The following is a 12,813-nucleotide window of genomic DNA, read 5'->3' as shown; positions in this document are numbered from 1 at the left end:
GAATCCATTAGCGGAGAAGTAAATTGAACAAGACTTGTGCAATCGTCGGCGTCGGCATGACCCGCTTCGGCAAGTTCCCTGACCAGACCGTACGGATGCTGGCGGAGACCGCGGTCAAGGCCGCGCTGGACGATGCCGGCCTGCAGCCGCAGGACGTCGACCAGGTGTATTTCGGCAACGCCGTGGCTGGCCTCATCACCGGCCAGGAAATGATCCGCGGGCAGGCGGCGCTGCGTTTCACCGGCCTGATGGGCAAGCCGGTATTCAACGTGGAAAACGCCTGCGCGACCGGCAGCACCGCCTTCCACCTCGCCTGGAATGCGGTGCGCAGTGGCCAGGCGCAGGTGGCGCTGGTGGTGGGCGCCGAACGGATGACACATGAGGACAAGCGCGTTTCCTTTGGCGCGCTGGCCAGGGCGGTCGATCTCGAGGAACCGCAGCAGGCCCACGTGGGCTCGGGCAGCGGCTCGATCTTCATGGACATCTACGCCGCCAAGACCCGCAAGTACATGGCCGAAACCGGCGCCACGGCGGCGGACATCGCGCAGATCGTGGTCAAGAGCCGCAAGGCCGCCTCGCTGAACCCGTACGCCCAGTTCCGGACCGAAACCACGGTGGAAGAAGTGCTGGCCAGCCGCATGATCAGCGACCCGCTGACCCTGCAGATGTGCTCGTCGATCGGCGACGGTGCCTGCGCCGTGGTGCTGTGCTCGCCGGAATTCCTCAAGCGCATGACCGCCGCGCGCCCGGTCTGGGTGGGCGGCTCGGTGCTGGTTTCGGGCACGCCCGACGGCAGCCTCGCGCATTGCGCCATCCGGGCCTCGTATGGCGTGTACGAACAGGCCGGCGTCGATCCGCTGGACATCCATGTCGCCGAAGTGCACGACGCTTCCGCGCCGTCGGAACTGATGTACTACGAAAGCCTCGGCCTGTGCCGGCCTGGCGAAGGTCTCGGCATGTTGCGCAGCGGCGCCACCGGCCTGAACGGCAAGATCTCCGTCAATCCCAGCGGCGGCCTGCTGAGCAAGGGCCATCCGATCGGCGCCACCGGGGTCGCACAACTGGTCGAGCTGGCCCAGCAGCTGCGTGGCGAGGCCGGCCCGCGCCAGCGCGAGAACGCCACGCTCGCGCTCGCCGAGAACGGCGGCGGCCAGGTTGGCGTGGACGGCGCAGCCGCCGTCGCCACCATCCTGCACGTTTGAGTCAGGCAACGAGCCGCGCAGGCGCGCGGCGCGCGACGGCGCGGGCAGAGATGCGCCGTCGCGATGGATTTCAGATGAGAAGGAAGCGAAATGGACTTTCAACCCGATCCGGGGCTCGAGTCGTTCCGGCAGGAGGTGCGTGAATTCCTGCGCGATCACCTGCCCGCCGACCTGGTAACGCCCGTGCGCAGCGGCACCCGCTCACCCAACGCGGACCTGGTCCGCTGGCAACGCATCCTGAACCAGCGTGGCTGGGGCGCACCCTACTGGGCCAGGGAGCACGGCGGTACCGGCTGGTCGGTGCTGCAGCGGCTGGCGTTCGACGAGGAATGCATGGCCGCCGGGGCCCCGTCGCAGGACGGCGCGGCACAGAAGCTGATCGGGCCGGTGCTGAACGAATTCGCCACGCCGGCACAAAAGGCCGAGCACCTGCCGCCGATCTTCAATGCCGACCGCACCTGGTGCCAGGGATTCTCCGAACCGGGCTCCGGCTCGGACCTGGCCTCACTACGCACCAGCGCCGAGCGCGACGGCGACGACTACATCGTCAACGGCCAGAAAATCTGGACCAGCTACGCGCATCGCGCCGACTGGATCTTTCTGCTGGTGCGGACCAATACCGAGGTGAAGAAGCAGGCGGGCATCACCTTCCTGCTGGTGGACATGAAGACACCCGGCATCACGGTGCGCCCGATCCGCAGCATCGACGACCGCCACCACCTCAACGAGACCTTCTTCGACAGCGTGCGCGTACCGGTCGCCAATCGTATTGGCGAGGAAGGCGAAGGCTGGAAGATCACCAAGTTCTTGCTCAATAACGAGCACGCCTCGGCGGCCGACCTGCCGACGCTGCGGCGCTACCTGGCGCAGCTGCGGCAACTGGCGGTCAGCCAGCGCAGCGGCATGCGCACACTGGCCGAGCACCACGAGTTCGCGCTGCGACTGGCGCGCTTTGAAGCGGAAGCGGCGGCCATTGCCATGATGGTCCAGCGCGTCGCCACGCTGGAGCAGGACCACAGCCCGTCAGCGCATGCCATGGGCTCCATCCTCAAGGTGCGGGGCACCGAGCTGCAACAGCGGATGAGCGCCTTCGTGGTGGAGTCGCTGGGCGACTACGGCGCAGTGGCCTACCCCAGCCAGCAAGAGGAAGCCGCGGGTGCGGCGTTGCCGACGGAATGGCCCGGACGGGGGTTCGCCGCCGAGATGTTCTTCCGCCGTGCCTCGACCATCTATGGCGGCACCAGCGAGGTCCAGCGCGGAATCATCGCCAAGACGCTGTTCCAACTCTAAGAGCCGAGCGATCATGAACTTTAATTTGGATTCCGGGCAGCAGCTCCTGCAGGACAGCGTACGGCGCTTCGTCGAACGGAGCTACAGCTTTGACAGCCGTACCACCCAGCTCAAGAGCGGCTCCGGCGGTAACGAGCACTGGCGCACCTTCGCCAGCAACGGCTGGCTCGCGGCGGCCCTGCCGGAGGACCACGACGGCCTCGGCGGCACCCTCCTCGACACCGCGCTGATCTGCCACGAACTGGGACGCGGGCTGGTGGTCGAGCCCTATCTCGGCTGCGCCGTGCTGGCCGCCCAGACGCTGGTGGCGGCCGCCAGGCCCGCACAGCTGGCCCGGCTGGTGCCGCACCTGGCCGACGGCTCGCGCAGCTTCGCGCTGGCCTACAGCGAAGCGCAGTCGCGCGGCTTCCCCGAGCCCGTGGCGCTGCGTGCCGAGGCCTCGGTCGACGGCTATGCCCTGCACGGCACGAAGACGCTGGTGCTGGGCGGGACCGTGGCCGATACCTTTATCGTGTCGGCCACGCTGGTGCCGCAACCCGTCGGGCAGTCCTCCACCACCCTGTTCCTGGTGGATGCCGGCACCCCGGGCCTGACCGTACACCCATTGCGCCTGCATGACGGCAGCGCCGCCGCCGAACTTGTGTTCGATGGCGTCCAGGTCGGACCTGCCGCCGTGCTCGGCGAACCGGGCCAGGGCGCGGCGGCACTGCGGCATGGCCTGGAGCACGCCATCACGGCCCTGTGCGCGGAGCTGGTAGGAGTAATGGAGCGGGCCATCGAACTCACCGCGGAGTACCTGAAGATCCGCAAGCAGTTCGGCGTGCCGATCGGCAGCTTCCAGGCCTTGCAGCATCGCATGGCCGACATGGCGGCGGACCTGGAACTGTCGCGCTCGATGCTGTACGCCTTGCTCGCCTCCCTTGCCAACGACGACGAGGCTGCACGCGGGCACACGCTGTCGCAGGCCAAGGCATTGATCGGTCGCGCCGCGAAGGAAGTCTGCGGCCAGGCGATCCAGTTGCACGGCGGCATCGGCATGACCGAGGAATACGCCGTGGGCCACTACCTGAAGCGCGCTGTCGTCGCCGACGTCCTGTTCGGCAACAGCGACCGCCACGAAGCCGCTTGCGCGGCAACACTACAGGCGTCGCTGACGCCGGGGGAAGACTTGCCATGAAGACCTACGAAAAAATTGCCGACCTCGCCAGACATGTCGGCGAGTGCATCGGGATCAGCGACTGGTTCGCCATCGACCAGGCGCGTGTCAACCTGTTCGCGGATGTCACCGGCGATCACCAATGGATTCACGTCGATCCGGAACGCGCCAGGAGCGGCCCGTTCGGCGGCCCGATCGCACATGGGTTCCTGACGTTAAGCCTGTTGCCGGCGCTGACCGCGACCGCCTACAAGATTCTCGACGCCCGCACCGGCGTCAACTACGGGCTCGACAAGGTCCGCTTCCCCGCGCCCGTGCGGGTCGGCAGCCTGGTTCGCGCGCATTTCCGGCTGCTGTCGTGGGAGGCACTGGACCATGGCGGCGCACAGATGAAGGTCGAGATGACGGTCGAATGCCAGGGCCTGGACAAGCCGGTCTGCGTGGCGGAATCGATCATGCGCCGGCTGCCCTGATTCCCTGCGCGCGATCCGTCAACCTGCGCGTCGCCCTTGCCCTGCGGCTCTGCCACGGGCAAGGCGCGGCGCGAACCTACTTCTTTCGGGCAAGGCATACCCATGAGTCCATCCATTCCGGCTCCAGCCTGGAGAAAGCCGCTGCATCACCGCCATATCGCGACCTCCGGCTTTGCGCGCAACGATGGCCTGTTCGATATCGAAGGACAGTTGCAGGACATCAGCCCCGACGGCACCGACCTGATTTTCAGGACAGTGCCTGCCGGCACCCCGATCCATGACCTGCGCATCGTGCTGACGGTGGATCGGGAACTGGTCATCCGGGGCGCGCGCGCGCGCATCGAGAGCGGCCCGACCATCTATTGCCCTGAAATCGAGTCGGCCTATGCGGCGCTGAGCGGCATGCGCATCGGCCCCGGCTTCAAGCGCGAGGTCAAGGCACGGCTGGGCGGCGTGCAGGGCTGCACGCACCTGACGGAACTGGTCAGCGTGCTGGCCACCACCGCCATGCAGACCATCTTTGCACTGCTGCGCACCGAGCGCGGCAGCCGCCGGCCGGCCGACGAGCAAGGTCCGATGCCAAAGCCGACGCTGGTCAACAGCTGCCATACCCACCGCATCGACGGCGAAGCCGTCAAGGTGCTCTGGCCGGAACACCGGCGCGGCGCCGCGCGATAGCCGCCTGCGGGCCGCCCCGGCTGGGCACGGCCTAACCGCCGCGCCGGGCGCCTTGCCGCGAGCGCCTGGTGCGCTTGCCTTTCGCAGTCCTTCTGAACGTTGGAGAATCCGATGGCTTCACGCATGCTGTACACCCATGCCGACCTGCGGCGCATCTTCCATCCCCGCAGCATCGCGCTTGTCGGCGCGACGCCGAACGACCGCGCCTTCGCCGGCCGCGCCATGGCCAACCTGCGCGGCTTTTTCGGACGCACGCTGCTGGTCAACCCGAAGTACGAGCGCATCGGCGAGCAGGCCTGCTACCCCTCGCTCGCCAGCCTGCCTGAGACCCCCGACTGCGTCCTGATCGCCACGGCACGCGACACCGTGGAGCCGATCGTGCGCCAGTGCGGCGAGCTTGGCGTCGGTGGCGTGGTGGTGTTCGCCTCCGGCTATGCCGAGACCGGCAAGCCCGGGCACGTCGTGGAGCAGCTCAGCCTGATCCGGATTGCGCGCGAGAGCGGCGTGCGCCTGCTCGGACCGAACTGCATCGGCTACGCCAACTATGTCGACAACGCGATCGTCTCCTTTGCCGACCTGGCGCCGCGCACTACCCCATTGCCGGGGCATGCCATCGGCGTGGTCAGCCAGTCCGGGGCCCTCGCCTTTGCCATGCAGGAGGCAGTCCACCACGGCACGGCCTTCAGCCATGTGTTTTCCTGCGGCAACGCCGGTGATATCGACGTCGCGGACCAGATCTCCTATCTGGCCGGTGACCCCAACTGTGCCGCGGTCGCCTGCATCTTCGAGGGCCTGTCCGACGCCAGCCGCATCGTTGCCGCGGCGCAAGCCTGTGCCGAGGCGGGCAAGACGCTGGTGGTATTCAAGACCGCGCGCGGCAAGCTGGGCGCCGAGGCGGCCATGTCGCATACCGGTTCGCTGGCCGGTTCGGACCGCGCCTATGCCGCGGCGTTCCGGCAGGCCGGCGTGGTCCAGGTCGAAACGCTCGAGCAGCTGATCCCCACCACCGCCTTCTTTGCCAAGGCGCCGCGCCCCAGCGCCGCCGGCACCGCCATCGTGTCGATCTCGGGCGGGGCCGGCATCATCGCCGCCGACGAGGCCGAGCGCTTCCAGGTCGCCCTGCCCCAGCCCGCCGAGGCCACCCGCGCCGTGCTGGAGCGCTGCATCCCGGACTTCGGCGCCGCGCGCAACCCGTGCGACGTCACCGCAGAGGCCGCGAACAACTTCAACTCGTTCGTCGCGTGCGGCGAAGCCATGTTCAGCGACCCGGCCTACGCTGCCGTGGTGTTGCCGCTGCCCGTCACGGGCGCGCCCAACATCCAGCGCCTGCAGCTGTTCAACGACCTGGCCCAGAAGCACGGCAAGCTGGCCTGCGGCCTGTGGCTGTCCGAATGGCTGGAAGGCCCCAACGCCGCCATGGCCGAGAACCTGCCCCACCTGGCCCTGTTCCGCTCGGCATCGGACTGCTTTGCCGCGCTGGCCGCCTGGCATGCGCGCGAACAGTGGATGGCGGCGCGCAGCGTACCGCGCCCGCCCCGCCTGACGGACGAATCCGTGATCCGCGATGCGCGCCGCATGATCGAGGCCGCGCCGTCGCGGGTACTGACCGAGCGGCAATCCAAGGATGTGCTCGCCCTCTATGGCGTGCCGGTGGTCGGCGAGCAGCTCGTGGCGAGTGAAGACGCGGCGGTGCAGGCGGCTGCGGCATGCGGCTACCCCGTAGTACTCAAGGTCGAAAGCCCCGAGATCCCGCACAAGTCCGAGGCCGGCGTGATCCGCATCGGCCTGCGCGATGCCGGCGCCGTGGCCACGGCCTACCGCGAGATCATGGCCAACGCCCGCAAGATAGCCGGCGAAGCCGCCATTCATGGCGTGCTGGTGCAAAGGCAGGTGCCGGCCGGCGTGGAGATCCTGGTCGGCGCGCAAATGGACCCGCACCTCGGCCCCCTGCTGGTGGTCGGCATGGGCGGCGTGTTGGTGGAGCTGATGCAGGACACCGTGACCAGCAGCGTGCCTTGTTCGAAGGAAGAGGCGCATCGCCTGCTCGAACGGCTGCGCGGCTATCCGCTGCTGCAAGGCTTCCGTGGCGCCGCCCGGGCCGATATCGACGGGCTGGCCGACGCCATTGCCAGGCTTTCGGAGTTTGCCGCGGACCAGCGCACGGCCGTCGCCGAGTTCGATGTCAATCCCCTGATCTGCGGCGCCGACGGCGTGGTCGCGGTGGACGCGCTGATCGCCAGGATCCAGGCGGCCAGCGCCTGAACAGCCGCTGCGCCCGGCATCGTCAAACCATCAATACAAAAAACACCGGAGACAAGCATGACCAAGAACCAAGCACCCGCCAGGCGCCACCTGATCGGCCTGGCAACCCTCGGCACGCTGCTCGGCCTGGCCTTGCCGGCAGGCGGCCAGACGCAGAACTATCCCGAACGCGTGGTCAAGATCGTATCGGTCACCAGCCCCGGCACTGGCCTCGACGACTATTCGCGCCTGCTGGCGAAATACCTTGGCCAGAAGCTGGGCCAGAGCGTGGTGATCGAGAACCGGCCCGGCGCCAGCATGATCATCGGCACCGACTACGTGGCCAAGGCCGCGCCGGACGGCTACACCCTGCTCTACGCGGGTTCCAGCACCATGGCGGCCAATCCGTACCTGTTCAAGCAACTCCCTTACAACCCCGCGAAAGACTTCGTGCCGGTCGCACGCCTGCACGCCTTGCCTGTCGCCATCGTCGTACCCGCCTCTTCGCCCTATCGCACCATCGCCGACCTGACCGCGGCAGCGCGCGCGCGGCCGGACTCACTGAACTATGGCACCAGCAGCACGGGCTTCCAGATCCTCATGGCCGCATTCCGGGAAGCGGGAAAGATGCGCACGGTCAACGTTCCCTACAAGACGCAGGGCAACCTGCTCACCGATGTGATGGGCGGCGTGGTCGACTACGCCGGCGTCGATGCTTCCGCGGTGGCGCCGCATGTGCGCTCCGGCAAGATGCGGGCGCTCGCGGTCATGGGCCCGACCCGCATTCCGGCGCTGGGCGACGTGCCGACCCTGGCCGAGGCCGGCATGCCTGAACTCACCATGATCAACTGGACGGGTCTGTTCGCACCGGCCGGCACGCCGGCTGCGATCGTGGAGCGGCTCTCCCGCCTGAGCCTTGAGTTCGTGAAGTCACCGGAAGCGGCCGCGCACTACGCCAGCCGCGGCAGCGCAGCGTATCCGGCCACTGGCCCGGAGGTCAGCAAGGCCATCGTGGAAGACCAGCAAGTCTGGAAGCGCCTGATCGCCATCGCCGGCATCCAGCCGGAGTAGTGTCCCCCCAAAAAATTCCCCTGCTGCCATGTACGTACATAGCGATGGGTACAGCAGGACCACAAAGAAGGAGTTCAAGGTGCAAAGACTGACCGAAGAGCGGCGCATGATCCAGGAGGCGGCGCGCCAGTTCACGATCGAACGCGTGCTGCCGCTCGCCAACAAGCTGGATCCGGAAAAGGGCCAGATCCCGCGTGACCTGATCGACGAGATGGCGGAACTGGGTTACTTCGGTATCCTGATTCCCGAGGAATACGGCGGCCTCGGGCTGGGCGCCTACGAGTACTGCCTGGTGGCCGAGCAGCTCTCGCGCGGCTGGATGAGCGTCGGCAGCCTGATCGCGCGCGGCAACGGCCTCATTGGCGCGCTCAAGGCCCTGTCACCTGAAAAGAAGGCGGAGTACCTGCCGCGCATGGCGCGCGGCGAGTTCCTTGGCGCGTTTTCGCTGTCCGAACCGAACGCGGGTTCCGACGTGGCCAATATCTCCTGTCGCGCGGTGCGTGACGGCGACGAGTGGATCATCACCGGCAGCAAGTACTGGTGCACCTTTGCCGACCAGGCCGACTTCATCCTAGTGATCTGCCGCACGGATCCCGTCGTCGACACCAAGGCGCGCCACCGCGGCCTCAGCGCCTTCATGCTCGAAAAGCCTCGCGGCGCCCTGCCCGATGGCGTGCAGGGCAGTGTCATCCCCAAGATCGGCTATCACGGCTGGACCACCTGGGAACTGGCGTTCGACGGCTGCCGCGTGCCGGCATCGTGCATGGTGGGCGAGGAAGGCAAGGCGTTCTACCTCGCCACCGCCGGGCTGGAGACCGCCCGCGCGCACACGGCCGCGCGCTCGATCGGGCTGGCGCAGGGCAGCCTGGAGGATTCACTGCAATTTGCAAGGGATCGCGCCCAGTTCGGCACGCCCATCGGCAACTTCCAGGCGATCCGCTTCAAGCTGGCGGACATGGCCACGCAGATCGAGGCGTCGCGTGCCCTGCTCTACGCCGTGTGCGAGAAGATCGACGAAGGCGTGCGCACCGACACCGAAGCCTCGATGGTGAAGCTCTTTGCCAGCGAGATGTCCGAGCGCGTCACCAGCGAAGGCCTCCAGATCCATGGCGGCGCCGGCTACACCACGCATTTCGCGGCCGAGCGCTACTGGCGCGATGCGCGCCTCACCAAGATCTTCGAAGGCACCTCGGAAATCCAGATGCGGATCATCTCCGATGCGCTCCTCGGCAAGGCTGTCGCGCAATGAAAACCCCTGCGACAGCAATGGAGGCCCCCTTGGACCCACGCATGCAGCCCCCGCACAAAGCCACCGGCGCCCTCGCCGGCCTCCGGGTGGTCGACCTCACGCAGATGCTGGCGGGCCCGTTCTGCACGCAGATCCTGGCCGACCACGGCGCCGACGTCATCAAGGTCGAGGCCATGACCGGCGACGGTACCCGCATCACCGGGCCATTCCGCGAAGACGACACCCTGCGTGAATTCGGCGGCTATTTCCAGAGCGTCAACCGCAACAAGCGCTCGATCGCCGTGGACCTCAAGACGGAAGCGGGCCGCGAGATCGTGCGCAAGCTGATCGACCACGCCGACATCGTCGTCGAGAACTTCCGCGCCGGCGTGATGGAGCGGCTTGGCCTGTCGTTCGAAACGCTGCGCCAGTCCAATCCGCGCCTGGTCTACGGCACCGTGCGCGGCTTCGGCGACCCGCGCAGCGGCGAAAGCCCCTATGCGCACTGGCCTGCCTACGACGTGGTCTCGCAGGCCATGGGCGGCATGATGGGGATCACCGGGCCGGATCGCGACACCCCCACCAAGATCGGCCCCGGCGTGGGCGACACCGTCCCGGCGCTGATGCTCTGCATCGGCATCCTGGCCGCCGTGCACCGTGCCCGCGACACCGGCGAAGGCCAGTTTGTCGACGTGGCCATGACCGACGCGGTGCTGGCCATGTGCGAGCGCATCGTCTACCAGACCTCCTACACCGGCACGGTCCCCACGCCAGAGGGCAACCGCCACCCGCTGCTTTGCCCGTTCGGGGTGTTCCGCGCGCGCGATGGCTACGTCTCCATCGCCTGTGCGACCGACGCCTTCTGGGAAAAGCTGGCAATCGCCATTGGCCACCCGGAAATGGGCAGCAACGAAGCGTTCGCCACCAACGCCGCCCGCGTACGGAATGCCCAGCGCGTGATCGACGCAATCGAAGCCTTCACCGCACAGCGCACCAAGGAAGAACTTGCGCAGTGCCTGGGCGGGAAGGTGCCGTTCGGCCCGGTCTACACCTCGGCCGAAATCTTCGAGGATGAGCACTACCGTGTGCGCGACATGCTGGTCGACGTGGACCAGCCGGGCTCGGCCGTGCCGGTCAAGATCGCCGGGGTGCCAATCAAGCTCAGCAGCACGCCCGGCAGCATCCGCCAGCGCGCCCCGATGCTGGGCGAGCACACCGAAGAGATCCTGCTGGCGACCGGCTATGAGAAGAACGAGATTGAATCGATGCGCGGCGCGGGCGCCATTCGCTAGCGCCCGCCCCTTATCACCCCGGCTATGGCCCCGGCTGTCGCCCGCGCCGACAAGGTCGCGGGTCCATGCAAGCATGGATTCGCCTGGCAAGCGGGGGCGCCCCTTTCCGGACGTCTACCAGCGCCCGGAGATCTTTCATCCGGGCGAGCGTATCCGGCCCGCAAATACTGACACGCTCCGATCCCAGAACGAGTTGGAGCATGGCGGGGCGATTGAAATTAACGGTCCAGATAGAGCAAGCGAGCCGACACGTTGGGTATATCGAAATCCGGGATCCTCAGAACGTGTCAGGCCGTTGTGTCTTTGAGACGATCCGTCCTGGTGGTGGCACGCTAGCGGGCCGTGTCTGATTTGACGATGAATCGTCCGAGCCCTTAGTGACTATGGGCCAGGAGCGGCAGTGGACTCCCGCCAAGTGCGTCGCTTGCGGCCGAGATTGCGCGGATCCACTGCCTTGTCAGGGCGGCGGTCGCTGCGGCAGGCGCAATGCACGCATCCCACGATGCGTGTTGCCCGAAGAGCGAGCGCTGGCTCGAGTCAAACCTTGGGCTTAGCTCGCACTAACTGGAGCGCTAACGCTCCAAAGTATTTCGAAGAGGCTCATCTGAAAAGCAAAGAACTCCGGGCTTTGGATCGACAGTGCATAGTGTTCGGCACGTGAGGAAATGATGGACACTTTGTCGTCGAATAGATAAGTTGTCACACCGATTTCAAAGTCCTCCGGTGCGCACCGAAGTTCTCGCCGGTCCTTTTTTGACGATCGCCATAAATCCCGAGAATCGCCCGGCCCAGTACGAATGACGCGCACATTGATCCCTGCCTTCGCGCGACGGGCTATAAGATCATTGATGAAGTCAAAGCCTGGGGTACGGAACAGCTCGCTGTTAGACATAATCGCGCTGACTTCTTTCGATTGACATTCCAGCGTTTCACTCATGACAGTCTTGATGCCCTCCAATCCCGAGAAAAATCGGACTTTCGGTTTTCCTCCAGAGGAATTGTGAATGGAGCGGAGTTGAGGGAGAACCTCCTGAATGATTTGACGCTGAGATTCGATCTTGCGTAACAGCATGATCGGATCCTGTGGAATTACATAAGAGCGTGCGCCTTTCTGGATCGTCGATACGAAGCCCGACGCTACGAGCCTGTCCAGCACTTCGTAGGCATTAGTTCGCCCGATACCTGCCTTTTGTGCGATTGCAGCAACAGTTGCTTCGCCCAGTTCCAGTGAGGCGAGGTAAAAGTCGGCCTTGTGGCCATCAATGCCCGCCGCTTGCAGCATTTCAACCATGTTCATGGATCGGATCCTCTTCTAGTCGATGCTCCAGATTTGAGGCGAATGGTACGCGTGGCGCGCACGGGGTGCCGCGCCGTCCCCCCATACTGTAGGCGATATGGTTTGCGCGTCCATACCCTACATCTTGCCGTTACCCATGACCTGCTTGAGGGGCTCCGCTCCAGCTTCCAGGCGCCGAAGCCACCGAATTTGCGGACGAGAGACCAGTCAGGCATCGCCGGCGGTGGCGCATTGCGGTCAAGATGCTGGAAATCGCCTGCCCCGTAGACAACGCGGCCGCCGACGATCGTCAGGTCCGACGTCGTGTTCACAATCTCGTCTTCAGGACAGGTGAAGAAGTAAGTCGCGGTCCGGAACGATCAGGTCAACCAATTGACCGGCCATGACTTGACCCTTGGCGCCTTCCTCGTTCGAGAACCACGCCACCTTCTCTGTCCACATGCGGAGCGCGGTATCACGGTCAAGGAGATTCCGTTGCGGATACAGCAGTTTTGGGCCCTTGGCCAGCGTGGCGTAGAGGATTCAGGCCACCGCGCACGACGTGCGTATGGTTGTCGATCAGTCCTGGCAAGGCGGACCGTCCCTTAAGGTCGATCACGTTCGTTGCCGGTCCTGCCAGAGACAGGATTTCGGCGTCGCCGCCAACGGCTGCAAATCGTCCGTCGTGGATGGAATTGTTGAGCCTGGAGGGTTCTGGCTTGGTCGCGTGGGTATTGCGAGATGTGCAGAGAATCGATGGGCCGGACGCATTGACGTAGGACACTCGGTCATCGTCATCGCCGTACGCGAGACTGGGGCGTTGGGTGTGCGCCGTCGATTGAGATCGACACCTCGGCATTGAACGATTGCCACGTAGTTTGGGCATCTACGGGTAACAGCAACTTA

General features: G+C 65.9%; 11 protein-coding genes and 1 pseudogene. 9 read left to right on the top strand and 3 right to left on the bottom strand.

Features of this window, described 5'->3' with window-relative positions:
- Nucleotides 1-23: 23 nt before the first annotated feature.
- From K307_RS12190 to K307_RS12150, 9 genes are all read left to right on the top strand, one after another.
- The gene (locus tag K307_RS12190) at nucleotides 24-1,202 is read left to right on the top strand and encodes a thiolase family protein (protein ID WP_080744996.1); all 1,179 of its coding nucleotides are present in this window, start codon (nucleotides 24-26) and stop codon (nucleotides 1,200-1,202) included.
- 90 nt (nucleotides 1,203-1,292) lie between these two features.
- Entirely contained in the window at nucleotides 1,293-2,492 is a 1,200-nt protein-coding gene (locus K307_RS12185; protein ID WP_042878508.1) for an acyl-CoA dehydrogenase family protein, read from the top strand.
- Nucleotides 2,493-2,505: 13 nt separating this feature from the next.
- Nucleotides 2,506-3,669, top strand: a complete 1,164-nt coding sequence (locus tag K307_RS12180; protein ID WP_042878506.1) for an acyl-CoA dehydrogenase family protein — start codon at nucleotides 2,506-2,508, stop codon at nucleotides 3,667-3,669.
- A complete protein-coding gene (locus K307_RS12175) occupies nucleotides 3,666-4,121 on the top strand; it encodes a MaoC family dehydratase (RefSeq protein ID WP_042878505.1) in 456 nt (151 codons plus the stop codon). Before K307_RS12180 ends, K307_RS12175 begins: the two co-directional genes overlap by 4 nt.
- A gap of 102 nt (nucleotides 4,122-4,223) precedes the next feature.
- Entirely contained in the window at nucleotides 4,224-4,799 is a 576-nt protein-coding gene (locus K307_RS12170) for a DUF2889 domain-containing protein (RefSeq protein WP_042878504.1), read from the top strand.
- 111 nt (nucleotides 4,800-4,910) lie between these two features.
- Nucleotides 4,911-7,061 carry an acetate--CoA ligase family protein gene (locus K307_RS12165; RefSeq protein WP_042878502.1) on the top strand — a complete coding sequence of 717 codons (2,151 nt, stop codon included), beginning with the start codon at nucleotides 4,911-4,913 and terminating at the stop codon, nucleotides 7,059-7,061.
- Between the two features lie 57 nt (nucleotides 7,062-7,118).
- Complete coding sequence (locus tag K307_RS12160) at nucleotides 7,119-8,111, top strand: Bug family tripartite tricarboxylate transporter substrate binding protein (protein WP_042878500.1); 993 nt, start codon at nucleotides 7,119-7,121, stop codon at nucleotides 8,109-8,111.
- A gap of 79 nt (nucleotides 8,112-8,190) precedes the next feature.
- Nucleotides 8,191-9,360: an acyl-CoA dehydrogenase family protein gene (locus tag K307_RS12155; protein WP_042881892.1), complete on the top strand. Its 1,170-nt coding sequence runs from the start codon at nucleotides 8,191-8,193 to the stop codon at nucleotides 9,358-9,360.
- Nucleotides 9,361-9,401: 41 nt separating this feature from the next.
- Nucleotides 9,402-10,631: a CaiB/BaiF CoA transferase family protein gene (locus tag K307_RS12150; RefSeq protein ID WP_155301132.1), complete on the top strand. Its 1,230-nt coding sequence runs from the start codon at nucleotides 9,402-9,404 to the stop codon at nucleotides 10,629-10,631.
- A gap of 550 nt (nucleotides 10,632-11,181) precedes the next feature.
- Here K307_RS12150 and K307_RS12145 read toward each other — a convergent pair.
- From K307_RS12145 to K307_RS51040, 3 genes and pseudogenes are all read right to left on the bottom strand, one after another.
- Nucleotides 11,182-11,928 carry a TrmB family transcriptional regulator gene (locus K307_RS12145; RefSeq protein WP_042878497.1) on the bottom strand — a complete coding sequence of 249 codons (747 nt, stop codon included), beginning with the start codon at nucleotides 11,926-11,928 and terminating at the stop codon, nucleotides 11,182-11,184.
- A 167-nt stretch (nucleotides 11,929-12,095) separates the two neighbouring features.
- Nucleotides 12,096-12,414: pseudogene (locus tag K307_RS48530) on the bottom strand (amidohydrolase family protein); the annotation flags it as partial.
- Nucleotides 12,389-12,766, bottom strand: coding sequence for an amidohydrolase family protein (locus K307_RS51040; protein WP_419187152.1), 378 nt, complete (start codon nucleotides 12,764-12,766; stop codon nucleotides 12,389-12,391). The pseudogene K307_RS48530 and the gene K307_RS51040, both read right to left, overlap by 26 nt.
- Nucleotides 12,767-12,813 lie beyond the last annotated feature (47 nt).

Origin of the sequence: Cupriavidus necator A5-1 (assembly GCF_000744095.1) — a bacterium.
GTDB classification, from domain to species: domain Bacteria; phylum Pseudomonadota; class Gammaproteobacteria; order Burkholderiales; family Burkholderiaceae; genus Cupriavidus; species Cupriavidus necator_A.
This window is presented reverse-complemented; position numbering and strand designations above follow the sequence as displayed.